The organism is Bifidobacterium sp. MSK.17.10 (genome assembly GCF_019129655.1).
Lineage (GTDB): Bacteria > Actinomycetota > Actinomycetes > Actinomycetales > Bifidobacteriaceae > Bifidobacterium > Bifidobacterium adolescentis.
Window position 1 is genome coordinate 66,767 of the sequence record NZ_JAHOJD010000005.1, and the last position, 26,550, is coordinate 93,316.

General features: G+C 53.9%; 24 protein-coding genes. 10 read left to right on the forward strand and 14 right to left on the reverse strand.

The window, feature by feature from the left end:
- Nucleotides 1–5: 5 nt before the first annotated feature.
- The 7 genes from KSX58_RS05600 to KSX58_RS05630 all read right to left on the reverse strand — a co-directional run bounded on the left by KSX58_RS05600 (nucleotide 6) and on the right by KSX58_RS05630 (nucleotide 7,244).
- Nucleotides 6–428 carry a hypothetical protein gene (locus KSX58_RS05600; protein ID WP_236838160.1) on the reverse strand — a complete coding sequence of 141 codons (423 nt, stop codon included), beginning with the start codon at nucleotides 426–428 and terminating at the stop codon, nucleotides 6–8.
- A gap of 105 nt (nucleotides 429–533) precedes the next feature.
- The gene (locus KSX58_RS05605) at nucleotides 534–878 is read right to left on the reverse strand and encodes a hypothetical protein (protein WP_217735896.1); all 345 of its coding nucleotides are present in this window, start codon (nucleotides 876–878) and stop codon (nucleotides 534–536) included.
- Nucleotides 879–1,044: 166 nt separating this feature from the next.
- Nucleotides 1,045–3,705, reverse strand: a complete 2,661-nt coding sequence (locus KSX58_RS05610) for an AAA family ATPase (protein WP_217735897.1) — start codon at nucleotides 3,703–3,705, stop codon at nucleotides 1,045–1,047.
- 25 nt (nucleotides 3,706–3,730) lie between these two features.
- A complete protein-coding gene (locus tag KSX58_RS10440; RefSeq protein ID WP_237976439.1) occupies nucleotides 3,731–3,928 on the reverse strand; it encodes a hypothetical protein in 198 nt (65 codons plus the stop codon).
- 229 nt (nucleotides 3,929–4,157) lie between these two features.
- On the reverse strand, nucleotides 4,158–5,354 hold the full coding sequence (locus KSX58_RS05620; RefSeq protein ID WP_237976440.1) for a hypothetical protein: 1,197 nt from the start codon (nucleotides 5,352–5,354) through the stop codon (nucleotides 4,158–4,160).
- A complete protein-coding gene (locus KSX58_RS05625; protein ID WP_237976441.1) occupies nucleotides 5,351–6,457 on the reverse strand; it encodes a cobalamin biosynthesis protein CobQ in 1,107 nt (368 codons plus the stop codon). The genes KSX58_RS05620 and KSX58_RS05625 overlap by 4 nt, the downstream gene beginning before the upstream one ends.
- Before the next feature lie 502 nt (nucleotides 6,458–6,959).
- The gene (locus KSX58_RS05630; protein WP_217735900.1) at nucleotides 6,960–7,244 is read right to left on the reverse strand and encodes a hypothetical protein; all 285 of its coding nucleotides are present in this window, start codon (nucleotides 7,242–7,244) and stop codon (nucleotides 6,960–6,962) included.
- Between the two features lie 258 nt (nucleotides 7,245–7,502).
- Between KSX58_RS05630 and KSX58_RS05635 the strand changes: the two genes are divergently transcribed.
- Entirely contained in the window at nucleotides 7,503–8,225 is a 723-nt protein-coding gene (locus KSX58_RS05635) for a hypothetical protein (protein ID WP_217735901.1), read from the forward strand.
- 66 nt (nucleotides 8,226–8,291) lie between these two features.
- On the opposite strand, the gene KSX58_RS05640 is transcribed toward KSX58_RS05635, so the two are convergent.
- From KSX58_RS05640 to KSX58_RS05670, 7 genes are all read right to left on the reverse strand, one after another.
- Nucleotides 8,292–9,056, reverse strand: a complete 765-nt coding sequence (locus KSX58_RS05640) for a hypothetical protein (protein WP_085393543.1) — start codon at nucleotides 9,054–9,056, stop codon at nucleotides 8,292–8,294.
- Nucleotides 9,057–9,431: 375 nt separating this feature from the next.
- Nucleotides 9,432–9,698, reverse strand: coding sequence for a hypothetical protein (locus KSX58_RS05645; protein WP_085393544.1), 267 nt, complete (start codon nucleotides 9,696–9,698; stop codon nucleotides 9,432–9,434).
- On the reverse strand, nucleotides 9,695–10,651 hold the full coding sequence (locus KSX58_RS05650; protein WP_217735902.1) for an AAA family ATPase: 957 nt from the start codon (nucleotides 10,649–10,651) through the stop codon (nucleotides 9,695–9,697). Before KSX58_RS05650 ends, KSX58_RS05645 begins: the two co-directional genes overlap by 4 nt.
- Before the next feature lie 329 nt (nucleotides 10,652–10,980).
- Nucleotides 10,981–11,322 (reverse strand): hypothetical protein, encoded by a 342-nt coding sequence (locus KSX58_RS05655; protein ID WP_217735903.1) that lies wholly within the window; start codon nucleotides 11,320–11,322, stop codon nucleotides 10,981–10,983.
- Nucleotides 11,319–11,660 carry a hypothetical protein gene (locus KSX58_RS05660; protein WP_217735904.1) on the reverse strand — a complete coding sequence of 114 codons (342 nt, stop codon included), beginning with the start codon at nucleotides 11,658–11,660 and terminating at the stop codon, nucleotides 11,319–11,321. The genes KSX58_RS05655 and KSX58_RS05660 overlap by 4 nt, the downstream gene beginning before the upstream one ends.
- A gap of 59 nt (nucleotides 11,661–11,719) precedes the next feature.
- Nucleotides 11,720–12,100, reverse strand: a complete 381-nt coding sequence (locus KSX58_RS05665; RefSeq protein WP_085393548.1) for a hypothetical protein — start codon at nucleotides 12,098–12,100, stop codon at nucleotides 11,720–11,722.
- 70 nt (nucleotides 12,101–12,170) lie between these two features.
- Nucleotides 12,171–12,347 (reverse strand): hypothetical protein, encoded by a 177-nt coding sequence (locus tag KSX58_RS05670; protein WP_217735905.1) that lies wholly within the window; start codon nucleotides 12,345–12,347, stop codon nucleotides 12,171–12,173.
- A gap of 200 nt (nucleotides 12,348–12,547) precedes the next feature.
- On the opposite strand from KSX58_RS05670, the gene KSX58_RS05675 reads away from it, so the two are divergent.
- The 9 genes from KSX58_RS05675 (at nucleotide 12,548) to KSX58_RS05715 (ending at nucleotide 26,545) form a co-directional block, all read left to right on the forward strand.
- The gene (locus KSX58_RS05675) at nucleotides 12,548–12,772 is read left to right on the forward strand and encodes a hypothetical protein (protein WP_217735906.1); all 225 of its coding nucleotides are present in this window, start codon (nucleotides 12,548–12,550) and stop codon (nucleotides 12,770–12,772) included.
- A 3-nt stretch (nucleotides 12,773–12,775) separates the two neighbouring features.
- A complete protein-coding gene (locus tag KSX58_RS05680) occupies nucleotides 12,776–13,327 on the forward strand; it encodes a hypothetical protein (RefSeq protein WP_217735907.1) in 552 nt (183 codons plus the stop codon).
- On the forward strand, nucleotides 13,320–15,083 hold the full coding sequence (locus KSX58_RS10445; protein WP_237976442.1) for a hypothetical protein: 1,764 nt from the start codon (nucleotides 13,320–13,322) through the stop codon (nucleotides 15,081–15,083). The genes KSX58_RS05680 and KSX58_RS10445 overlap by 8 nt, the downstream gene beginning before the upstream one ends.
- Nucleotides 15,084–15,106: 23 nt before the next feature.
- Nucleotides 15,107–15,484 (forward strand): hypothetical protein, encoded by a 378-nt coding sequence (locus tag KSX58_RS05690; RefSeq protein ID WP_217735908.1) that lies wholly within the window; start codon nucleotides 15,107–15,109, stop codon nucleotides 15,482–15,484.
- Nucleotides 15,481–16,821, forward strand: coding sequence for a replicative DNA helicase (gene dnaB / locus KSX58_RS05695; protein WP_237976443.1), 1,341 nt, complete (start codon nucleotides 15,481–15,483; stop codon nucleotides 16,819–16,821). Before KSX58_RS05690 ends, dnaB begins: the two co-directional genes overlap by 4 nt.
- A 51-nt stretch (nucleotides 16,822–16,872) precedes the next feature.
- The gene (locus KSX58_RS05700; protein ID WP_217735909.1) at nucleotides 16,873–18,270 is read left to right on the forward strand and encodes a flotillin family protein; all 1,398 of its coding nucleotides are present in this window, start codon (nucleotides 16,873–16,875) and stop codon (nucleotides 18,268–18,270) included.
- Nucleotides 18,271–18,452: 182 nt separating this feature from the next.
- Nucleotides 18,453–20,144 (forward strand): isopeptide-forming domain-containing fimbrial protein, encoded by a 1,692-nt coding sequence (locus KSX58_RS10610; protein ID WP_217735910.1) that lies wholly within the window; start codon nucleotides 18,453–18,455, stop codon nucleotides 20,142–20,144.
- A gap of 117 nt (nucleotides 20,145–20,261) precedes the next feature.
- On the forward strand, nucleotides 20,262–21,167 hold the full coding sequence (locus tag KSX58_RS05710) for a class C sortase (protein WP_273700925.1): 906 nt from the start codon (nucleotides 20,262–20,264) through the stop codon (nucleotides 21,165–21,167).
- Entirely contained in the window at nucleotides 21,167–26,545 is a 5,379-nt protein-coding gene (locus KSX58_RS05715) for an SdrD B-like domain-containing protein (protein ID WP_217735912.1), read from the forward strand. Before KSX58_RS05710 ends, KSX58_RS05715 begins: the two co-directional genes overlap by 1 nt.
- Nucleotides 26,546–26,550: the final 5 nt, after the last annotated feature.

Consider the following 26,550-nt stretch of genomic DNA (forward strand, 5'->3'; position numbering starts at 1 on the left):
TGTATTCAACGGATTTCCATTTCTTGAAGGTCGATAATGTTTTCCGGCTGAGTGGAATTCGGGTAGAAGACCTGCCCTTCAATCTTGCGGCTCTTCATATCCTGCAAGGTTCTCTTCCACCGTGTCTGTTGGGTGCGGTCTCTAATGGTGCCGACTGCGAAGAACGGAGCCAGTATTCCGCCCAACAGTACGAAGAACGAGCTGAACATGTATCCGAGCAACGGGGCGAATATGAGGCAAAGAGCCAAGCCCGCCAATGCGCCGACGATAACGGAGAACACGGTTTTGGAACGGGCCTCAGTGTTCTTGGTTATCTGGAACGTGTTCTTCCGTTCGATTTCCTCCGGGCCGGACACTTCCGTGATGTCGTCCATCGTCAACCTCGGATGCAAGGGACCTTTGTATCCTTCGTCTTCCTCATCGCTCATGATTCAACTCTTTTCGTACGTAAGGTTTTTAAAAGAAAACCGGAGTGGGAACAGAACCGGAAAGGTCCTCTTCGCATATCCACTCCGGTTTTCCTTCTGCGGATGTCAGATTCCCAGATAGGTCTTTCCACTGCTGCCAAACGCGTCAACGAACCAGTCAATCAACTTAAGAATTGCCGGAATGGTGATGGTCGGGCCAGCGAGAATGAATCCGACTGCGAGGACGACGAGAACACGACCGATGGTCGGGCAGAACATCTGCACGACTTTGTTCTGACGTCCCAACGCCTTGCAAATGCCACCGACGATAAGGCCGAGTGCGAGAAGCACTGCGGCGGCAAGACCGATGTTGGTCAACACGGTTCCCGCGCTACTGCTCAAAATGGTGTCGAACATCTTATGATAGGTGCTCTCAAGGCTGCTTCCAGCCAAGGTAATGGTTCCACCCATTTTTTGAGTTCCCTTTCGTTTTCCAAACGGAACTCTCCTGCATTTTTCATCCTATCAACCTACGCGGTTGTTTCCAGTCATAGCGAGGTTTTTAGGTTAAAAAAATCCGTCCGGAAGTTGAAAGTTCCGAACGGATTCTGAAAAGCGATATGATGAACGCTAAAAACTAGTCATCATCATCCATGTCACCATTGCGATAACCGTTATCGAAATCGTTCACATGAACAAGGAACGTCGGTTGCAACTGTTCTTGGGTTCGGGTACGCACAGCCGCCGCATAACGTGGAAGATTCATCACCGCGCCCGAACGCCAACCATCCTCACCATCATTGTTCGTCAAACGTTTCGCCGTCATATCGGCAATACGCGGAATCGTCGTATTGTATGTGATGAACGTCGAATAGCCGATGAACGAATCCAACATCGCGTCGGACAACTGGGTCGGATACTGGGTGGCGAACACGAGAAGAAGACCGAACGAACGACCCTGCTCACGCAACGCGGGCATGATACCGTCATTGCCGTTAGCCAACAAGCTCAACTCGTCACACACGAGCATCGTCCACTTGCCAGCCTTGTCCCAATCCTTGCAATGCGCGAACACCGTATTCCAGAAACGGTACATGAGCCAGCCGCCGAGAATCTTATCCATACGTTCCGGCAACGAATAACCATTATGCGGTGCGAGCACAATGTGATAATCGCCAGCATGGTCGAGAATGTTCGTCCAAGTCACTCTGCCACGACGTGCCGTGAACATGTGTTCGATGGGAAGGAACTGGTTCACCTTGTTCAACGAGGCGTTCGTCTTGGAGAGAATGTCACGGTCGGAACGAACCGTATGACCAGCCGCGTCCGGACGGCCATACAATTGCTCGGCGGCACGGGCGGCATACGTCATCTCCTCGAACATGTAGCCACTCTTCAATTCCATACTCAACGCGCGGCACACATGACCCAACGCTTTCGCGGAACCGGCCTGACCGTCGGAACCGCATAATGCGACGACTGCCCATCCGATTGGACTCAGCTGCATCCGCAACTGTTCCGCACCCGGATACGATTGTTCGAGCTGATGGCAACGTTTCACAATCTCGCTTTCCCAATCCTTGTTCGCGGATTCGGGATTATGCTTACGTTCCTCCTGCACGTAACGGTCAACCGCCACGCCGATGGTCAACGCTTGGGTGATGATGTTCTGCGAGTCGTTCAGAATATCACCGTCATCGAACGAGTAACGCATGGTCTTCGCCACGCTCGCCGCAGTCTCCATCGCATTATTCCCGTCCTTCATGCCAAGCATGTCCAAACATACGCTGTTCGGGTCGGCCAAATAAACGACGCGTTGCGGACTGGTGAAACCGTGACGTTTGCGATAACGTTCCAACACGTTAACACCGGTATCATCCTTCATCCAGAAGTGGATGATACGGGAGTCGCGTCCCCAGATTTTCGGACTGGTGGTTTCTCGTGCGCTGATGGCCCACTGGCTGATGCCATGGGTGAGCACGGTTTTACCGGAACCGGCCTCGCCGTTGATGGCGATACCGCCGAACAATTGCGACGGGTCGAGATAACAGTTACGTCCCGTATCATCCTTCCCAAGGAAGATGCCATCATGCGACAATACTTCCGGAACCGGATGCAACTCCTGTTTCATCGCCACTCCCTGAGTGACCGGAGTGAACACGGAACTTACGATAATCGGGGAAAGAATCAACGTGGTACGTTGCGCACCATAAGCCGACACGCGCTCCTTATGAGTGCGCACGCCAAGACGGGTCTGATTATCGGACTCGTTCGCGCCACGGTCGTTCGCAATCGCATAATATCTGCGTGGCGTTTGGAAAATATCATCCCACAACGTCCAATTCTTCCAACGGATGAACGCGAAGACAAGAAGCGGAACGAAAAGAATCGGAATGAACGTCGGAAGCGGAAGCAACCCCAACAGCAGGTAAAGCATGAGCGCCACCGCTCCACCAGCAATCTGAGGTCGCGGAATGTAAACGAACGGAATGCACGACAACAGCATGAGGAACAGGAACACGACCAACGTCACCGCAAGCAGTGGAAGCGCGATTCCGAAACCCCAAGCGGAATGGAACAATGGGAACACGCCATCCATCACGTATCCTCTTGCAAGACCGCACACACTCCAAATCACGGACAACACTTCCAACAGCATGCTGACGAACAGCAAACCGAATTTCGGACGGCTCGCATGACTGGACATGTTGGATATGAGCGGGCAGATGATTTGACCAATCTTCTGCGCAAGCTGTCGGTTACGCGAAACCTGACGGCAACCGAAACTCACACGGGCGCACATCGTGTTGGTCGAAGCAAGTTCGCTTGAATCCTCGACCGCATTGTATTCGTCGCTAATCCAATTACGAATACGAATCTGCTCGAAGTATCCCTGATTGCGAAGCGTGACGCTCACATAACTGTCCGGCGGCATGACCTTCTCGATGCTTGTACGAACGCCGGAATAGTTCGTCCGCATTTTCTCCATGTTGCTTTTCGAGTTCAACCGGGCACGGAACGGGATGAGAGGATGCGCCGCACTGTTCACGCCATCCGGCAACACCGGTTCCTCATCACCTTCGACCAGTCTCGCGTCAAAACCAGCCAACTGTCCGGCGTTGACGATTCCCTCGCCGTCGCCGTAAATATATTCCTTGACCGGCTCCTCGCCCTTCTTGATGAGGAGAAGGGTGCAACCATCCAGTTCGGCGGGAATGCTCTCCACTTTCGAACGTTGCTCGTCCGGGTCTAACTGTTGCAACGTTCTGGTTATCTGATACCAGTTCGGATTACCCATGTTTTACCTTCCTTTCCTTTTTTGTTTAATCATCCGTGCTCTGCTGATACAACTGCGCGTATGGGAAACCTTCCGGCTTCTGGAAAGTGGAAAGCCTCTCACGTAACGACAATTGGAGAAGCCACGTCGTCATCCGGACGGTTTTCTCCTTCGACTCCAACGCCCAACCCAATGTCACGTAACCATCGTTCACACTCGAATCATCGTTGATGGTTTCACGCATGACGCGGATTGTTTTGTTCGCAATCCGCCGGGAAGTGTTGAACATTATCGAATCCAACTGCCAGAGTCGTATCTTCCGTAATGCGGGAACACGTTGCATGTTCGCCATCAGAAACGGAATGACCAAATGTCTACGTCCCGTCTCACATAATGTCTGAACCTGTTGCAAAGCCCGCGCACGTTCCAATCTTGCTACATCCAACGCGTCCTGTGTCTGTTGGAATGATTCCTCAGTGGAGACCATCGCAATCCTTTCCAATGAAACCGTAGAAACCGCCACGGTACGCTTCCGGCATCGTCCAACCGGAAACGTCCCAACCCCAATCCTTTTTGATGATGTCCCGCGTCACGTCCCAACCCCATTCGCTGACTTTGCGAACGTCACGAACTTGCGGAGTGTATTGCACCCACTCGTCGGAGAAAATGTTGCGCCGTGTTCCACTCATGTCCGTATATTCACCGAACCTGTCGGTTGGAATTCCATGCTCGAACCATTCATCCCAAACCGCGACTCCCATTCGTTGCGACACGGTCGGATTGCCCACGACCATTTCCGTCATGCCTTGCGTGCGTTGTATCACCGCATTGAACGATTCGTAACCTTCGTTCGCCTTCGGTATCTGCAACCATACGCAGATGAGTCCGCGACGTTTCATCGGAGAGTAGGCGAGCATCTTCGCCCAGTTCTGCATCTTCTTATCCAATTCGCTGTTCGACGTTTGGATTTCGATACCCGCCAACACATTGTTCCGGCACAACGTCACCACATCGGTAGCGCAAGCCTTGCCGACTTTCGATTCGGCAACAGCCTGTGGGTCAACGCTACGGAATTTCCCCCAACCATCACCGGATGAAAATTTCACACGTGAATCGCGTGCCAACATCAATCCCGCGTGCGCCGCATAAGTGTTATGCCGAACATGGAAACGATTCCCCGCGTAATAGGAAACCGCCATCGTCTCACGCATCCACTTTTCCATCCCGTACAATTTCATCGCACGGTTGATAAGACGTGGACTGTTCGACGGTGAAAGCCAAACATGATTCACGGTCTGACCGTACAATCGTTCCGCCTGACTGAAACCGACGTTGATGATTCCTAAACGGTTCATCGCACCATACAGGTTCGGTTCGTCACGCTCGAAAGCGGGAGCGCCTTTGATGGAAAGTCCCGCACGCAGTTGGTCAACCGTGCATGTCTTCCAAGTGAACAATGCTCCGAGGATACTCGAAACGAGTTCGCTGTTCGCTTTCACCATTGTCTCCGCGAACAGTTTGTTCGCAACGAACCACGGGTGGGTCTGCGCGAACAATCCGGGATGCTCCATCTCGAACATGTCGTTGCCTTTATACCAGTCGGCAATGCTTCCGGTCTTCCAAAGATTCTCGTCGTTCGGGTCGAAAAGAAAACGGTCATCGAATGTCACTTACGCCCACGACCTTTCTTTCCTTCACTGTTCTTAGCGTTCGGATTGAATCTTTCCGGATTGAAACCACGGTCGGGCAAAGCCCAGTTAAGAATGTTCTCCCTAGCAAAAGCAAGACCGGGGTCATCCCATCTGACATCACCGTTGGCGATATGGTTGCTTGCCTCGACCGTCTGATATTCGGTTCCGAGAAACGTCCCATATCTCGTATAGTCGAGCCGTCTGTAACCTTGCAGTCCGACCGGAACAGTGTCCTTGATGCCGATGAGTTCCTTCGGAAGATGATGCTCAGCCAAGGCCGTCAGCAGATTCAACGCGTCTATCTGCGTCTGCCTTCCAGCCTTGACGATAACCAGACAAGGGTCTCCCGATTGAATGTATGGAAGCAGTAAACCGTTGGCGATATTCTCCCTATCATCCAAATCGTCCGCGCTGATTCGGTCAAGGTCGAGCACGACGAAATCCCACAGTCGGCGTGCCGCTTGGATGTACTGACGGTATATCTGCCAGTCCACTCCGATACCGGCTGGAGGTGCGAAACAGATATCGTATGGAACCCCAAGGTCACGTCCTCGATTGGCTCCAACCTGCACCTGCATGCCCGGTCGCCAGTCGGCTATCGTATGCAATGGCTTGTCCTGTCTCGGGTCAAAAAAACTACGTTGGCTGGACTGCCGGATGTTCCCGTCGATGAGTAGAACACGCAATCCGGCTTGCGACGCACGGTCTGCCAACTGTCGGCTGGACGTGGTCTTCCCCACTCCTCCGGTGTTGGATGTGATGGGTAGGAGAACCGCAGTCTCCTTCACTTTGTTTTGGAGGATATCGACTACGAGACGCTTGTCCGCAAGCTGGATTCCCCAATAAGTCCGTGCGAAATCAGCCACGCTCATGCGTAACATCTGTTCGCTCATGCCCATGGCTCCGACCGGTATCTGACCGGTGTTGCACCAGTAGACCATGTATCCGGCGTTGGCTATCGGAAGCCAGTTTCCAGCCCTGTCGGTGAAGATGATTCCTTTGAACCCGGAGGGCACCGGATGTCTTATCAGATAGTCGGCCTGTGCTTGAATATTGTCTGCGGCGGGCACCTGCCAACGCATGTTTCCGGCTCTCGTAAGGGCCTTTTTGATGGTTGTGAGTAGCCCTCCGGAGCCGATTATCAGGGAAATCGTTCGTTTTTCCAATAAGACCGCCTCCTGATGGGTCATGTTCCGTTGTTTTCATCGGAACGTTTACGGTTTTGTCCGAGTTCTGGCATTTATAGTTTTTGATATTTAGTTTTTTGTTGGTTTTGCTGTTGCTTTTTTTTCATTGCATTGGCTGTTCCTGTATTGATGTTACCTTGTTTTGATTGTCGTTGACCTTGTTAGTGAGACTATTGACCTTTTCGCTGTTGTCGTTTTGTGCTGTGGTTGTTGTGTGCCGTCGTGTTGATACTGGTGTTCGGTTTGTCTTGTGATGGTGTGGCTTGTTGCTTTTCTTGTTTCTTGGGGCGTTTGGGTACTGTTGTTCTTCTGTCCTGTATGTCATATGGGTTGATATGTTGTTCTTTTGGTGGATGGTTGCGTTGCCTCTGTTGTTTTCATACGTTGTATTCCCGATTTAGGGGTAGGCGTTTCTTCTTCTATTGTCCTTTTCTCTGTTGTTCTTTTCCTGATTATGTTGCTGGGTGTTGTCCTGTTCTTCTGTTGCTTCTATTTGCTTAGGATGTCTTCTCTTATTTCTCTTATGTTCTTCTTTTTCTTTTCTTTCTGGTTTTCTTGGTTCTTCTTTTTGATGTGATGGTGTTTGTTTTCTTTTTTCTGATTTTTGGTGGGGAGTGTTTTCTATCTTTTTGTCTTTTTGTTTTTTGGTTTTTCTCTTTTCTTTTTTGAGTCCGCTATTCATGTTGACCTACCGGCGTGGACTGGATGGTTTTCATGGTTTTTCTGATAATGGTCGGGTGCTGTTCCTTTTTTCATATTTGTTGGGGACTCTTTTTGGTTCCGCTTTTCTGTTGGAACTACCGGCGCGGGCGGCGCGGGGAATTGTTTTTCCCGTTTTCCCTGTTTAGGGATGCCGTCGGGCGTTACACTCGTAAATTGAAAATACAGAACACCTCGTTCCGACTGTTAACAGCCTGTACGACCGGAGTGTTCGCTGGATATGACGAAAGAAGGTATGATGCCAGACTTCACCAATTGGGGATTCAACAACAACCAGCAGTCGGAGCAGGACAATGGTTACGGTTCCGACAATTATGCTGAACCGGAGCAGTCTTCTGTCGAGGAGTCGCAGACGGAATCCGATTCTCTTAATCAGGAGAGTTCGGAACCTGTCGCTGACGTGTCCGCACCGGCTGATGGTGAGGACATGAACGTGGACGCTGAGTCCACTGAAACCGAAGACAAGCCGAAGGGGAAAGGTAAGGGCCGTTCCAATCGCAAACCGCGTGAAAAGACCATGCCGCACATCGAGGAACAGTTCGGCAAGAAGCTGATTCCTCTTGTCAAATCGTTGGATGACGAGCGTGTGGTTTCTCTTGCCAAGGCGTTGACCGATACGAAGAAGAGCACTCCGGAAGCAGTGCTGGACGTATTGACCGAGCCGAAGAACCAACGTCGAATCTCCGAGTTCGCGTCCGCGTTGGAAGGGTTGGCTACAGCCGAGCCGGGCATGATTGCCGCAGAGGTGACGTTGGTGTTCGCGCAGGGCAAGGATATGACCAACCTGCTGTTCTCCGTGCTGAACGCGGTCGCGCCGGAGAAGAATTTCGGCCGTCCAGTTGACGACCAGTCTCCTGCCGGAATGCGTAAGAACCTGAGCAAGATTGTCGATAATTGGGGTGACGGTGTTGACCTTTCCGTTATCGATGAGCTGAAAATCTGAGTTCCCATTCCGACATCATTGAGGGGAGTCGGCCTTACGGTCGGCTCCCCTCTTTTCAAGCTTGGACTATTGTCTGCGACGTAATCTCAAAGCGTCTTCGGACGAGTACACTCCGAACGGGCTGATGGTCACGCTGTATTTCGTTATACGATACGTCCACTCGTTCTGACTGTCGTTCAACTCCTTGAATCTATTTAGAAGATTCTGCTTGGAGAGGCTTTGCCTGCTTGCTGGAAGCAGTGATGGAAGGTCTGCCCGTTCGATGATGAGCCTATGGTCGTTCGGACAATACAATGCCGCCAATACGAGCAGGTCTATCGCTATGGCGCTACCCGCGTTGGGGTACAGACACTTCAACGGCATCTGCCGGACGTTCCTTGTCATCATTTTTACGAACGGTTCCGTGAACGTGATTTTCCGATGCTCGATAGTGAGACTGTCGGCGGTGATTTCGGTGTGTTCGACCGGCGTGACTTTGACTCCGTCCGCTCCGGTGAACTGGATTGACGAGAGCATGAGAAGCTGGTTCCGGACGGTAGTGCGTCCGTCTCCTCCACTGTTCAACCCGCATTTGTTGGCGAGGAAGAAGAAGTCGTCACCGATGGTGAGCGTGCGGGTTTCCGCATCCCATTCGCGGCTTGGCGTGTTGATGAGAGTGGTGATGATTATGCTTAACAGTCTCGGTACTCTACCGGAGAAACTGTTCTTGGTTTTCGCACGATAGGGTGCGAACAGCGGATAGGATTCCGCGGTGAGATAGCCGATATCGTAGCCGAGTATCGTATGATAGTCGGCTTTCAGGGTCTCCAGCCCATAGGTTCCTTCGTTCATTGTGTCTCCTTATAAAAATGACGGGCGTGTGGTTCCGTCGATAACACAATGATACCCCCAGTATTGTGAGGTCGGATACCAAAAGGTGCCGGTTGACAGCATCGTCAACCGGCACCCTTATAGGTTATAAGTCTTTCCTATCCGGCTTTGAACCGTTCCCATCCGTATCGGGTTTTTTATCCCTACCCACAGGTCTACGAAGTCCAGAACCGGATTGTCCGGCCACACGACGTTCCAATCGAAGCTGATACCGAATCTTCTCCAAGGTCTTCGACGTGTCAGTGATGTTCCCTTTACGGGCTTCACGAATCCACAGTTGACAACCCCGGTCGAGCATGACGACGTCGGATAGTTTCGGTTGCCTTCCGGAACGTTTCAGTGACTTCGCCGGTGTCTGGTTTTGGTGTTGCTCATCGTCGCACATTCCGCCCACCTTTCCTTTTCACTGGGGTGGGCGAGCTGGTGTTGCGCCCACTTTCTCGCTTGTTTCATAGCGGCTTTCTTGCCGCCGTTGAGAGTGTGGGCAGTACCGTTCGCAATGGGAGTGAAGAATCCTTCATCTTCCACTTCGGCGCTCCACAGATATGACATGAAACCGTTTCTGCGGACATTGATATCGAACTTGTATCCGTCACGGTTCACTGGTTGGAAACCTCCATCTTCAGAGAGTTGAAAGCATTGACGAACAGGTCGGTCGGAATGGTTTCCGAACCGGAAATCAAAGTCTTGCGGGCCAGATTGTCCACGGTTTGGACAAGCAGGGCCGGACTAACATCTTCTATGTCGATGTCGAGCGGTTGAACGTCGGCTTGGATGTTCAACTCCTTGAGTCGGCGCATGATGATGAGTCTTGAAGTCGCCTTGTCCGGTAGTGTCATATGAACCCGGACGTCGAACCTACGCCATGCGGCACGGTCTATAAGACTGCTCATGTTGGTGGCGCAGACGAGAATGCAATCATCTGGTAGCGTGTCGAATTTCTGGAGTACGAGATTGGTGGCTCGACGCATTTCGGCAACGTCATGGGAGTTGTCGCGTCGGGCAAGAAGCATGTCACATTCGTCTATGAACAGGAGCTTTCGTTCCATGTGGAGCCGGTCGAACACCAAGGCGATATTGGTTAACGTCTTACCGAGCTGACTGCTGATAACACGGTCTGCACGAAGAATAACACCGTCCAGTCCAAGCCTCTCCGACAGGATGGAAGCAAAGGTGGTCTTACCCGTACCGGGCGCTCCAGTGAGTATGATTCGATTACGGGGAGCGAGATTATGCGCTGTCAGAACATCCAGTTTCTTATACTCGGCAACCAGTCCGTCCAACAGTTTCCGCACGGTCTTATCCCACACAGGCTTATGAGTACCGTCCGGTGGGAGCAACGGTTCGGTCAACCAGTCAGCCGGTGTCAGATTCGTGTTGACGGCCAGACCCTTCTCGCGTTCCGACTCCGCCAGCCGACGTAGATTCGTGGTGTAAGCGGTCGGCTTGGCTTTCTCCACCGAGTCGGCCAGCAAGTCGATTTGCTGGGACAGTTTCAAATGGTCTCCGTTGCATGCAGCTCTGACCAGTCGAAGCATTTCCGTGCTGTTTAACATACTGACCTTCCTGCTTTCTGAAAATGATTCTTGTCAATAAACGTTATGGTCAATGTTTGGGAAGTAGAAGGAAATATAAATACGGCAGTCTTCCAATCTCTATTTGAGAGAGGAACCATAGACGATGATGGAACCCACCGAAACCGACAACACCAGCAGTGACACGACGGTCATCAGCCGATAGTTGAACAGGTCTGAACGGGATTTCTCGTCAGGCATCCGACTCATTCTTCCTATCGACAGTCGAGCGTAATGCACCAGCGCGGTCAAGCTCAACGCCGACAATATTATGAGAGAAACCATGCAACATATCTGCTCTTTGGAATACATCAGACGCCTTTACGAAGCCACAAATCTGGATGGTCGAGATACGGGTACAGTTCGGGAATCTTTCGCACAGCTTCCCGAATCCAACCGTTCTCGCAGATACGTTCTAAATAATCTAATGGCTTGCGTTGCAGGGACTTCGACTTGGTGTTCCGTGCCTTGTGGATTGCTTCCACAGCCTTCTTGTTCGCCTGTTGGAATGTGATTTTCCCTTTGGCCTTATCGTCCGAAATGGTTTGCAACCTTGCTATCAGACGGTTGATGGTAGCCATATCCTTGGCGTATGGGCGTGCCGGAATGGCTGTTCTGCTTATGCCTTCCTTGCCGAATCCGTTGCCGCTCAAACCGTTGCCTTCCTTTCCTTTTTACGGCTATGGTCTCGATGTTTGCCCCACCGTTCCGGGCTGTCCAAGTCCGGGTAAACCAAGCCCATCTCGTTTGCCGCTTCACGAATCCAACCGTTGGTGCAAAGCTTGCAGAGTCTTACCATGGGGCCGCTCGTGGCGCGTGGCATTCCTCCGTTGGCGGTCGCCACCGCGTCCACGGCGAGATGGTTCGCCTCCTCATATGAGATTGTTCCGTCGCTTTTACCGTCGGCTATCTCCCACAATCTTTTACGCAGATTGAAGAGCTTCTTGGCCTTCTCGAACGTTGGATGGTATGTCTGTATGGTTTCCGGCATTGTCCTGTCCGAATACTCCTTTCAGTGTTGTCCACTGTGCTCGGATTGCGTTTTTCAGGTCAGAGTCCGGCCTGTTGGAAACGGCCAATCCAATATTTGTAGTCGGCGTCCGCATACGCTTTGTTGCATGTGGTGAGAATTTCCTGATATCGGACTTGAAGGTCGGGTTGGTATCGTTCAGTGGACTTCGGGAGCACTGTGGTCATGGCCCCATGGTTGAACAGCAACACCTCACGGTCAGCGGCCTCGTGTTCGAGTTTGCGGTCGATTCCCTCAAACCATTGGTGTACCTCGTCGTCGTTTGGCAGTCGGCCTTCGCCAATCATTCTGCTCATGGTGTCCTTGAGGTCGAGCAGCGCGTCCTGCATGCGTTCGTTCTTGAACAGGAGTCGTTCCACTTCGGTTCTCGGCTCTCGTTCGGTGTTGTTTTTATCGTCCATTGGTTTCCTTCGTTCTTGCGAACATGCCTATGCCCCAGTCCGTTCGGGCTGGGGCATTCCTTTTTTGTTTTTAGGCGTCGAGTTTCTTGATGAAGTGAGCGAACAGTGCGGTGGAGCTGAGTAGGAATGTGATGCTGGTGATTGCCATTACCACGTGGCCGTAATCCTGTCTCCACATGAGGAATGCGCTGACGATTGTGATGAGTGTCAGTGTCAGGTTGATGTTGTTTTCCGTCTGTTTGCTCATGGTTTCTTCTTTTTGTTCTGGCGTGTTGGGGAGGTGTGCGACTCCCTTTTTTGTGGACGATTCCAGTATAACAAAGGGTATGGTCGAACGCAAATCATCCGACCGCGAATCCCCGAACGCTTGCATACCCCCACCTAGTGTGTTAAGCTGACCTCGCCCACACAAAACATTCCACAGGAACGGAAAAGACCACAGAAACAATGAGCGCAACCAAATACGACAACGGCAACACATCCGCACTCCAAATCGTCGGCAACGAGGGAACCAACAAGCTCACAATCCTCCAATCCCCCAGCTTCGGCAAGGAACTCATGTTCACCATCACCGACAGCGACACCGCGACCAGCGTCGTCGTCAACGATATAGAAACCCTCCGCAAAATCAGAGACTTCCTCAACGAAAGCATCCACTGGATGGAAGCGTGAACCATGGTCGAAGACACCGTTTGCACCATCGGCGTATATGGTGGCCGACAACCGTCCATACTCGTCAACAACCATCTCGTCTACGGTCGAATACCAGACTCCGAAACCCAGCCGGACATCATCGCGGACGTTCCGAAGAACAGGCTCGTTGCCAACCTCAACCCAGCCTCCGACGGCATGACGGACAGTCCCAGACTTCCGTTGGAACTGTTCGCCGCATGGCTCGCCAACGGTGACGTGGGCCTCAGCTCGCTCGCCATCGTCCAACGGCTCACCGGAATCACAATGACCGTGAACGGCACGCGCGAACATGGTTGCGAGGACACTCCGAAAGACCCCGGAGACCTACGTCGGATACTCGGAATGTTCGACATGGTGCCAGTCGCACGTGCCTATCTGAGTCTCATGCGCGACGTGTCGGACGATTGGAAAACCATCATCGACCATTGGAGCGAACTCGAAAAACAGTATCGGAAAGAGGAACACAATCCATCCGGTTGCGCCCCCAAAACCTACCGGATGCTGAAACGATTGAAGGAAGGAAACCATGCCTAACAAAGACATCAAAACCGAACCACGGTTCATGACCATGATTCAGAAAGACCTCCTCCCGACATGCAAGGCGTTGAATCTCGACGTTGACTCATTCGCCAACGCGCGGACAGTGTTCATCGACCGTGACAGCGTGGGACGGATTCTCTCCTACATGAGCGACCATGAAATCAACCCCGAATGGTACGGCCTACTGCCTGATAATCTGTTCGTCGGAACCGGACTGCCAGTCCTCACCGGCGTCGAAGGAGAATACTTCGCCCGTATGACCGGACGGAACCTCACCAAGAAAGTCGCGGCGAAAACATTCATCGCGGATATGGAAGCCTACTGGCTGAGCAAAGACAATCTGAAACGGACTGACGGTACGAAAAGCAGCGGAACCACGCTCGGTTTCGGACGTTGCTCCGGAATGCGTGAGGCCAGCCGATACAACGAACGCATCTTCAAAAACAACGAATACGAGTACACGAACCCCGTGGACGAGTACGGCATCGACACTGTTTCACGTTACCGTCAGGTTGGTGAAATCTACAATGAGGTCGGCCAATGCTTCAAGGGAATGGCACAGGCGCGTACTCCCCTCGCACCATTCGTCTTCCTCACCCATAAGGAATACGAGGGCGGACTGGACACGGTTGTGAACCACTGCCCATACATCACCCATTCGGACGCCACCCGCATCATCGACGGAATGAAACAGTTCCCTCCGAAACGAAGCGTGGACAGGTTCATGCTCGCGTTCACCATGACCGCGTTCGCGTTCGCCATGAATCAGGTCGAGGAATCCGAACAGTACGAGACGGTCGAAGTGAAACCACCGAAAACCGAAATCAGACGGCATTCCGGCGCTCCGAAAACCACGTTGCTCATCCATTTGAAACCGGAAGAGCCAGCACCCAAGGCCACGCCATCCTACGCCAGTGAAACCGACGAATACGATTGGGACAGCATCACCGGACGGGTCGAAACCATCACACCGGACGTTGCCAAGGAAATGCTCGGCGTGAACACCAACAACCGCAACGTGAGCCGCACACAGGTCGAACTGTTCGCCCGAACCATGGCGCAGAAGGCTTGGAAAATGAACGGCGAAGCCATCAAATTCAGCAACACGGGACGCTTGTTGGACGGACAGCACAGGCTCCTCGCATGCGTCGAATCCGGTGTTCCGTTCCGCACTCTGGTCATTCGCGGACTGCCCGAAGACACGCAGGAGACCATGGATGCGGGCAAGGTCCGCACCATGGCTAACGTGCTCGAACTGAAAGGCCGTAACAACGCCAAACAGCTTTCCACCGTGGCCCGTTCCATCTATCTGAGCGAACAGTTGGGTGTGGAAGCCGCATGCGTCAACAACATGTCACCGACCCGAAATGAACTGCTGACGTTCATCGAAAGCACTCCGCAATTGGAGGATACGCTACGACAGGCCAGCACGTTCTACACGAAAAGCAATCATCTCATGTCCACCAGCATGGCCGCGCTCCTCTACTGGACGTTCAACGAAATCGACGGTGAGGCGTGCGAACGGTTCTTCGACATGCTCGCCTCCGGCGCTAACCTTGACGAGGGAAGCCCCATTCTCGTACTCCGCAACACGCTGTTCGATATCAATAAGCGTGGAGCGCACAGCGACCGTCCAACCCGCCGACGCATCGTCGGAATCACCATCAAAGCGTGGAACAAATGGCGTGAGGGAGCGACTGTGAAACTCCTCAAATTCTCTCCGAACGAACAGTTCCCGGACGCAATCTGACCTTGGAAAGGACGAACAAAAGCATGGTCGAAAAACCGAAAAAACCGAACACATCCCCGGCGAAGCTTCTGACCGCAGACGAGGCTTTGGCCTTGGGAAGACGGCCGGAAGTCGTCAACGTCTTGAAAAACAAGCACGGATGGTGGGTAATCTTCACCACCCAATTCCAAGACGAAGTGACCCTCCGATATCTGCAAGGGGAACGTCCCTCGGAGATATTCCGCAGTCACAATCTCGGACCGGAAGTCCTCGGATACAAGCGCATAGAACGTTGCGTATACCGGTGGGTCAACCATCCCAGCAAATCCCGTGTCAAACGTTGGCAAACGGAACACCGCCTGTATGAGACGTTGAACAAGAATCAGACCAACACCGGCAAGAAGGAGAACAACGACAAGTGAGCGTCCCCACACCAATCCACAAGGACATGGCCGAACAAGTATTGTTGGGGGCCATGCTTCAAGACGCGGAAACGTTGGACAAGGTCATCAGCCAACTTTCCGAAGAGGACTTCTACCAGCCGACCAACCAGACCATCTTCCATAATATAAAGGAACTGGCCGCAGACAATAACCGTGTGGACGCGCAAATGCTGTCCTCGCACATGATGGACAACGGACAGTTGGAACAGGTCGGCGGCATCGACTACATCGCCCAGCTTGTCGGCTCCGCGCCCACGTCGAACAACAGTGACTATTTCATCAAGCAGATTCGTGACGCGGCCATCCTCCGCCACATCAACATGGTCGGACAGCAGTTGCAACAGATGAGCAACGTATCCGACGCGTCAGCCGAAGATGTGCTCAGCAAATCGTTGGAGGCCGCGTTCTCGTTGGAGGATTCAAGCCGTTCCGAAGACGACGAGTTGAAGACCGCATACCGCCTGTCCGACGAAATGCTCCAACAGTTGGATGAAATGTCACAGAATCCGAACGAGTTCGGAACACCCACCGGCTTCCGTGACATCGACGCGTTGACGCACGGATTGCAAGCCGGACAAATGGTCATAGTCGCGGGCCGTCCGGGCATGGGCAAGAGTACTCTCGGCATGGATTTCGCGCGTAACGCCGCACTGCACAAGGGTCTGCCGACTGTGATTTTCAGTCTGGAAATGGGCGGTCACGAACTCATGCAACGCATGTTCGCAGCCGAAACAGGCATCCGTCTCGCATCGTTCCAACATCCCGAGAATCTGAACTCGAATGATTGGAACAAACTCAACGCGCTCTGCCATCAGGTCGAGAAGGCACCATTGTGGGTTGACGATTCCGCCATCATCAACATGAGCACCATCCGTGCGAAATGCCGTGCTCTCAGCCGCAAGGTCAACGGGTTGAAGCTTATCGTCATCGACTACCTGCAACTCATGTCCTCCGGTAAAACCGTCGAGAACCGTCAGCAGGAAGTGTCGAACTTCTCCCGCCAATGCAAAATGCTCGCCAAGGAACTGCAATGCCCCGTGGTCGTGCTCTCCCAGTTGAACCGTAATGCGGAACAGCGTGCCGACAAGAAGCCGGAACTGTCCGACCTGAGAGAGTCCGGTTCCATCGAACAGGACGCCGACATGGTGTTCCTCGTGCATCGTCCCGAATACTACGACCGTGAGGAACGTCCGGGCGAAGCCGACGTGATTCTCGCCAAACATCGCAACGGGCCTACCGAAACGTTCAATCTCGCGTTCATGGGCGAATGCTCCAAATTCGCGGACATGGCCGCAGACTTCGAAAACGAGTTCTGAAACAAGTTCTATCATAGTGGGCACTCCCACAAAAAAGAAAGGAAAAAGTCAATGCCAACAACATTGATAATCGTCGCGGCAGTGGCGATACTCATCATCCTGCTCGCAACCGCAAGCTACAAGGTCTGCCCCGCCGACCGAGTCATGGTCATCACCGGGCCGGGCGGACGACGCTTCGTCTCCGGCGGAAGCGCGTTCATCATACCGTTCATCATGCGCGTGGACTGGCTCTCCCTCGGAGCGGTGCAGTCGCTCCTGAGAACCGACACGCCGATTCCGACGAAGGACGCAATCCTCATCGACGTGAACGCCGTCGCGAACTTCCAGATAGCATCCGAGACCATGACCGTGGACGAGAACGGTAAACAGGTGAAGGCGTTGGAGAACGCCGCCAAGAACTATCTGAACCAGTCCAAGGAGCGCATGGAGAAGGACGTGACGCAGGTGCTTTTGGGCAAGCTGCGCGAGGTCATCGGCAAGACCGAGTTGAAGGAGCTCATGGAGAACAGGGACACGTTCGCTGCGACCGTGGCCGAATCCGCCCGCGTGGACATGGAACGGCTTGGCCTTCAATTGACCACGTTCAACATTCAAGACTTCACCGACCGTCAGAACGTCATCGCCAACATGGGCGCTGAAATGGCCGCCGAAATCAGCCGGAATGCGAAGCTCGCGTCCATCAACGCGGAACAGGATGTGGCCGTCCGTCAGAACCAGCTCGACCTGAAACGAGCCGAACTCCAATCCATCTCCGACAAGGCGCAGGCCGAGGCTGACGCGGTGAAGGGCATCACCGCCGCCGAACAGTCCAAGACCCTCAAGGTCAAGGAGCAGGAGGCGGAAATCGCCGCCGCCGAAAAGAAGGCAGTCCTCGAACAGAAGAACGCCGAAATCGAAGAGCAAAAACTGAACGCGACCATCCGCAAGAAGGCCGACGCCGACAGATACGCCGCCGAACAGCAGGCCGACGCGCAAGTGTACACGACCCGCAAGCATGCGGATGCGGAACTGTATCTACGCCAGCAGGAGGCTCAGGCCACCCAATCCACCGCCGACGCGGACGCGCACGCGACCGAGGTCAAAGGCAAGGCTGAAGGCTCCGCCGCACAGGCCAAGGGCGTGGGCGAGGCGGAGGCAATCCGCGCTCAGGGCGAGGCGTACAACTCGATGAACAACACGTACATCCTCGCCCAACAGTACATTCAGATTCTCCCCGACATGGTTCGAGCCGCCGCCGAACCGCTCACCAAGGTAGACCACATCACCATGTATGGCGACGGAAACAGCACGAAGCTCGTGGGCGACACGGTGAACAGTGTGAGCCAGTTGAGTGAGGGATTGTCTCAATCCTTGGGCATCGATTTGAAAGCCATACTGAACAGTATGGTGGCCGGTCATGCCGCCGGTTCCGCACTAGGTGGGAAAGGTTCCGAACAGTCCGGAAACTAACCTGCTCAGGGGCATGTTGGAGGGTATGGGAAGCCATGCCCTCCTTTATTTTTCAAAGGCTGAAAGAGTCCTTTTCGAAGGTTTTTAATGGGGTGTGTGCGGTATATTAGGAATGTAATCCGATATTGACCCCGTTCGATGAATGAACGCGCGCCGGGTCTAGTAAGGAAAGGAAAACAAAGGTGAAAACCAAAAACCTGTTGAAGGCAACGGTCGCCACGCTTGTGGCCGGTGCCATGGGTTTGGCTGGAGTCGGCTCCGCCATGGCGGCTGATGCTCGTGTTGACGCATCCAAGCTTGGTGCGGCTGCTCGTCAGACGTTGACCGTCACTGCTAATGGTGATATCAGCAATCGCACGTTGAAGGCTGTGCCGCTCGCCTACTATTCGTATGCGCAGACTGATGGTACTAATATTACTGGCTTTGACTTGATTGACGCGGGCAAGGCTTCTGCTATCGCTGACGCATTGACTAAAGCCAATATCGACACCAAGTCCAAGAAAGACCAGACTGCCGGATACGACTATAATGCGTCCAATCCGATGGTGTGGGTCGTACAGAACTTGCTTGATTCCGAGAACAGTCCGTGGGCTGGCAAGCTTCGTGACTTCCTCGACCAGTTGAAGAACGAGACCGCCGTCACCGGCGACAAGGGCACCGCGTTCGCCAAGGGCGCCGACGCCCAGCACATGACCGCATCCGTCCGTCCGGGCGTATATGCGGTAGTGGACACCACCGTCAAGGGCGAGGCATCCATCGTCATGTTCAACGGCACTGGCATCGACGGCAAGACTATGTTGAAGAACGGCGCCAAGACCTACACACTGGGCACCGTGAACTATAAGGTACACAGCACCACCGTCACGAAGAAGATTACCGCCGCCGAAAACGGCACCGTCGAAAACAGTGGCGCGACCGCCGAAACCGCTATCGGCAAGAAGGTCAGCTTCGAAATGACCAGCAAAGTGCCGAACTGGACTGGCTACGACAAGTACTATTACGCCATCAACGATACGTATTCCAAGGGCCTGACCTATGACGCGGCCAAGGACAACATGGTCGTGACCGTGGACGGTAAGACCCTCATCCGCGACACCGATTACAAGGTCACTACTGAGGATGGCAAGTTCCACATCATCTTCGCTCCGACCACCGGTGACTCCACCACCGCATCCGACATCGTGGCGATGAAAGCCAAGTTCCCGGTCGATGCCGCCGTCAAAGTCACTTACGACATGTATGTGAACAAGAACGCCGTCTCCGGCACCGCCGACACCAACACCAACAACGTCGAATACTCCCACAACCCGAACACTGTCACCGACCATAAGACCACTCCGGGCCAGACCGACAAGGTGTACGTCGGCAAGTTCACCCTCACCAAGCACGACACGAACAACGCGCCGCTCGCCGGAGCTGAGTTCAAGGTGTACGAGGGCAACCAGACCGCCACTCCGGTCAAGTTCATCAAGGTGAACGACAATACGTACCGTAAGGCCGACCTGACCGAGAGCACCGGCACCACCGACACCGTCACCAGCGTCGCTACTAGCAATGGCGTGCTCACTCTGACTGGTCTCGACGGCAAGTACACGGTCAAGGAGACAAAGAGTCCGTTCAATGGCTCCATCCTGCCGCAGTTCACCCTGACCATCAAGGTGAACCAATCGAACGGCTCCTACACGCTCAGTCAGTTCGATAAGGACGCCAACAATCTGGCTTCCGAGAACGCCGACCATCTGGGTGTGACCGTCATCAACGCCCGTAACATTGCCGACATGCCGAAGACCGGTGCGGTCTGGCTGTCCATCTTCGGCGTGATGACCGTCCTGTTGGCTGGCGCTTCCGCCCTGCTGCTTCGTCGCAAGGCGTGAGAGTCGTATGAGAAAACTTTTCTGACCGTTTGACGGCTGGAAAAGCATGAAATGTTCCGCTTGGCGTGTCGGGAACCCAAATATCGACACGCCACCTTTTAGATTCTTTATAACCGCATGGGAGGGGTTTTGGGAAAACATACGGCGAAACCGAAAGGCTTGGGAAATCGAGCCATAGCGGGACTCCTCTGCCTAATCCTATCCGCCCTGTCCGGAACCATCCCATTCATCCTCATGATTTCGAATAGCAGCCAATCCAACCGGTTGACTGACTCCCACGCGCAAGCCGTGGAAAACACTGACGTGAAACGAATCGCCCAAGAGTATGCGGACGCGAAAGCCTACAATCAACGCCTATACGAGGAGGGTCAGCCCATTCTTGGTGAGGCGGAAGACCCTTGGACGGGCGTCAACAAGTCCGAAACGGACAACACGTATCGGAAGCAACTATCCACCCCCAAGGATGGGGTCATGGCTACCATCAAATATCCACGCTTGGGCATCAACCTGCCCATCCGGCATGGCACGTCGCAAAACGTGTTGGCCGCTGGAGCCGGACACTTATACGGTTCCAGTCTCCCCGTCGGCGGCAAGAACACGCATACTGTCATATCCGCGCATACGGGTTTGGCCGACCAGCTCATGTTCGACAAGCTACGCGGCTTCGGCAGTGAAGCCAAAAAAGGTGACGTCTTCTATCTGATAACCGCCGGACATACGCTCGCCTACAAGGTCACGAGCATCAATGTGGTAGACCCGTCCGACTTTTCTAAACTGAAAATCGTCACAGGAAAAGACCTCGCCACACTCCTAACCTGCACGCCATACGGCATCAACAACAAGCGACTCCTAGTGACCGGCACGCGCGCCAGCATGCCACACCCCGCACCCAAACCCGAAAACGCGCCGAAAGACCACACGAACCAATGGCTCATACTGTACGTCGGCGGCTTCTGGCTTGCGGTAATCATCATCACCATTCTCATCATCCGTAGAAAAAACCACGCAAAGAAGGAACACTAATGAGTATTCTCAAAAAGCATGTGGCACATCCGGTAGCATTATTGGCCGCAATCGCCACACTGGCATCCGGCCTGACATGCATGACCAATCCGGTGGCTTCTCCGACAGCGCATGCGGACGAGTTGAAACCCGCGTATGCTACTGCGAAAATCGTTAAGAAAGCCGACGGTACGGGGCATGGCACGAGTTCTCAAACGTTCGTGAATTCGAAGAACGGGTTCGCCACGGGCGATGATTCCCCTACCGATGGCGTGGTCGCATCCGGTGATACGGTCGAATATTCATTGACGTTGAACTTCAACGCGGCGGGCAAACGCACCATCAACGTGAAGTTCGACTTGGACGACGCACCGTATTTGCAGACTGCTGACGGTGGTGGCTTCTGCCAGCCGGGACAACTCGTCACCGCGAAGAAAAACAGTGACGGCTCCTGCTCCTACACGATTCCAGCCGGTGGCGTGGAAACCATGACCCAAACCTTCTATCTGAAAGCATTGGATACGGGAGGCTTGGTCAAGCCGGGTCAGATTCCGAAAATCGTCGTCGCCCGCGAAGGTGGAACGTCAACCACGTATCGTACGGATGAGCTGACTGTAGTATCCGCTCCGGCGGCTGACTTGGTCATTGACAATGGTGGCAATCCGGTGAAAGGACAATACTCGTATGAGCATCGTACTTATTGGAGTCAGAACACCGACGCGACCGGCGATTTCACTATTCGTGCCGACGCGTTGACCTATCCGGGTTATTCGTCCACGAAGGGCGCGTCCACCAGCATCGATTGGACTACCAAAGTGGATATTTCCGACTTCCCGCAGGGCACCGTGTGGACTGTAGGCGGTCAGCGGATTACCCGTAACAGTGATAAAGAACAGTATTTGACCGTATCCAGTGGCAAAAACGGTGCGGCGGCGACAATCAGCTACAGGATTCCCGCCGGAACCGACGCGCTCAAAAACATGAAAGAAGGAGACGTCAAATATTACGATGTCCACCTTGTTCCCGACGAAACCGTGTTCAGCGTCAAAGACGATAACGGCGGCGCACTGTTGAACATGGGCAAGGGCGGCGAACCCGGCTGGAACATTGGACGGGACAAGAGCACCTACAACAAGGATACGGGTGCCCGCGTCGGCTATCCGTACGCGAACAATGACTGGTCACGGGCCATCATCCAACGTACGAAGCCGACTCCGGCTGGCAAGATTCCAGTGTTCGGCAAGGGATTGCAACGGCCTAACACTGCGTCCAAGACCATGTTCGACAAGGAGAACCTGCTGTTCAAGGACGCTGAGGGCAAGGCCGACGTCTACCACTATTACTCTGACGGTTCGGGTGACACCGTGTCCCGTGGCACGCAGGTCAAAACCATATTGGAAATGTATGCGGCGAACGTGACCGAAAGCCAGTTGAAGAACACGACTCCGACCATGCAGGACTCTTGGGATAACACGCAAATGAAGTGGGACGGTAGTCTGACCGTCACCCAAGGCGGCACCCCGCTAGCCGACTACAAGTTCCAATGGTGCGACAGCAAGAACACTTGGCATGACGGCGAACCATCGGATGCGGACGCTCCGAACGTAACCAAAGTGCGGGTGATTCTCAACCCCGACACGTTGACGTTGGGACAGAACGCGCCACCCGTCCAAGTCACATTCGACACCCTAGCCATCGCGGACGTGTCGAACGGCAACGTGCGTGCTTCGGACACTCTGACAGCATGGCTCACCGGGAACGATAAGGAAAGCGTCAATGACTGGGTGTGGATTGCCAAACCAGTGGACCCCACCACCACTATCGGAATCGATCTGAAAGCCTACGACGGTGAAGGCAACCAAGTGTACGACAGTACCCGCGCTACCGCCGACGACAACAGCGGCGTGTTGACACCCGGTATGCGCGCGGACTATACGGTCAATGAACAGTTGAGGACGGTGCTCCTATCCAATACAAGCATGACGCCGACCATCACCGTTCCTAAGCCTAAAGGCTTGTATAATCCGACCTGTGATGATTCGTTCTGGCAGATGAACGTGGTTGGGGACAATCTCGTGTTCACTCCACGCTCCGGCAAGGTCACGCCGGAAGTTGACCGTATTGGCTCCGCCACTCTGCCCGACCTGCATTTCAGCGGCACCGTATCCAATCTCGCAACCGGCACCGTGACCGCCACGGCAAGCATGAGCGTGGACGTTGACGAAAACGGCGCACTGCGGGCTCGGACCATCAAGAGCAATATTGCGAGCGTCCCGTTCACCGTTTCCAATGCGGAAACCAACAGTGGCATCATGCGAGTGAAAACCCCGAAGGCGGAAATCAACGACCCGTTGGCGTGGGAGTTCAACGTGTACGGCAAGGGTGGCGGTCACACCGGCACCATGGACAGCATGCTACTTTTTCCTATGAATGGTGACGACAAGTATGTTCAGGACAAGCTGGAGGAATACGACCGTGGATACAGTGACTACCACGGCTCCTACAAGCTGACCCAGCCTGTCACCGTCAATAAGGATAATTCCACTAAGACGACCGTCTACTATTCGACCACCACAGGCAAAAAGTCGGACAATCCCGCCGACTATGAATGGAAGACATGGGAACAGTTGACGGACGAGGATAAGACCAAAATCACAGCCATCCGCCTGACCAGCGAGGTCGTAGCATCCGACGAGCAAATGTCCACCAGCGCCGTGAACGGCACCATCACCCTCAGTCCGAACGACAATGTGAAAGACGACAAGTACACGCTGTGGCTTGGCCGTAACTATTATTCCGACGCTTCCGACAAACCGGCGGGCAACCAGCCGTGGCCTGACGTGGCGAAGGTAGTGGCCGGTAGCATCAGCGGCACCGTCTGGTGGGATAAGGATGAGAACACGCTCATCGGTGACAGTGAGGAACGTATCGAAGGCGTGGAAGTCACCCTCGGCAAGCAGGATTCAAGCGGCGGCTGGCCGACCGTCAAAACGGTGAAGACCGACAAGGACGGCTACTACGAGTTCAACCTGCTCCACTCCGGCACCTACCGTACTTCGGTGAAACGCAACACTGGCACCAGTACGGGTGATGGCGTGCAGACGCAGGTCAAAACCTACTATGGCAAGCTCGAAAACGTGACGAACACGCGAAGCTGGTCGAACAAAATCAAATCCAACGCGACAGACACATCCGACAATATCAGCTTGGGTATCGGCATCGACCAGAAAAACGTGGACTACGGGTATGCGAAGCCAGACCCGAAAGCCACCGTGGACAAAACCGTCACCGGCACCAGTTGCACCGATACGAAATGCGTTATCAACTGGGATGTCAAAGTACAGAATTCTGGCACTAGTCGTTTTGACACGTCCAGTGTCGTTTCTGACCGTATGAGCGCTGATGTGCATGATGTTTCCGCTACCGCCGGTACGGTTTCCATCGAGTCTGGTGGTGCGAAGCAGGTTGCGACGAGTGGCGACCATAAGTTTGTGTTGACGAATGAGGGCTTGTTGTATGCGTGGGGTAATAACCAGTATGGTCAGCTTGGTTTCAAGCCTGACACGACGAATTCTGCGACTCCGGTGAACGTGAACAAGCCGACCATGGTCAACGGTGGTTGGCTGAAAGTCGCCGCCGGTGGCAAGCATTCCGCCGCCATCAGCACGGACGGCCACCTGTATACGACTGGTTGGAATGGTAGCGGCCAATTGGGTACGGGTGATACGGACAATCGTTTCGAATGGACGGAAGTCGCTTCGGATAAGACGTTCACCGACGTGGCATGCGGCAACCAGTTCACCGTCGCCATCGCCAGCGACGGAACCCTGTGGGCCACGGGAAACATTGACGACAAGTCTTACACGAGTCTGACCCAGATTAGCTCCGTCACATCCACGCAAGTCAGCGCAAGCATGGACTCGTTCATCGCATTGACCGAGAACGGCGGAAGCCTGTATGCGAGCGCTTCGACCGCATTAACCCCAAAGGGAAGCGGCTATATGCAGGTGGCCGCCGCATTCGGTCGAGTATACGCGTTGACCGATTCGGGCACCGTCCAACTGGTAGCCACCCTGAACTACGACGGCTATTCGCCCGACGTGTCCAGTCTGAAGGACATCGCACGCATCAGCGGCGGCTATCAGACCTTGTACGCCATCGACAAGAACCAACACTTGTGGGCCGCAGGCTGGAATGGTGACGGACAATTGGCGAACGGCAAGACCGGCAACGGCATGTATTGGACGAACGGCAAGACCGATAACAACACGGACATCATCGGCACGCCAGTCGATACGGGCATCATCGCATCCGACGTGGCGGGTGGCGACCGTGACGTGCTCATTCTCGGCAAACAGGTCATGATTGCGGGCTTCGACCCGTATGGTGACGGTAAGACGGGTGGCGCGCGTTCCACCGGTTTGAAAGGTATGGCAGTATCGTCCGACCCGACCGCTGTACCTGTCGAACCCGCAAGCGAAACCACTGAGAATGGGTTGACTACCCGCACCTACAATCTGCCATATTCGATTGAGCCGGGCGGTTACGTCATCTACCATTTCACCGGCACAGTTGACCGTGAGACCGCTGACATGACGGGCAAAGACCAGTCATACATCGACTCGTGGGTGAAAGAGCATACGAAGACCATTCTCAACCAAGCATGGTTCGACTCCGAACACACGCCATACTCGGGCACGCCGCACGCAAGCGGCAAAAACAAGCCGAACACTCCGGACGCTACGAAACTGGACGCCAACACGAATGATGTGACCGGCAATCCGACCTGCCGCACCGACACGGACTATACGGAGGAAGGACGCCAACACTGGTTCAGCACATCTGACGAGGATTCCTGCGACCAAGTCGGCACCATCATCACACCAACCACCACCGCGAAGAAACTCGGTTCCATCAGCGGCCTGTATTGGGAGGACACCAACAAGAACGGCATTCAAGATGAAGGTGAGAACACGCATTTCGCCGGTCAAACGGTCATTCTGACTGACGAGAACGGCAAACAGTTGGCAACCACCAAGACCGACAAGGATGGCAAGTACATTTTCGAACGTCTGGACGCGAACGGCAACAAATACCGTATCCAATTCACCAAAGTGAACCACCGGGACTTCACCACGCCGGATGTGGGAGACAAGACTACTGCGACGGATGAAAGCTCCACCGATTCGGACGCTTACACGGACGAAGACAACAAGCTGACCATTACCCTCACCCAAGATGCTCCAACCAAGGAGCATGTGAATGCGGGTGTCCTACCTGAAACATGGTTGGCGACCATGCCGCACACGGGCATGGGATTGCTGTTGCCGCTCCTCATGCTCGTCAGCGTCAGCGGACTCGTCACGGCAATCATCCTCCTACGAAAGAAGGAACAGTGAAAGGA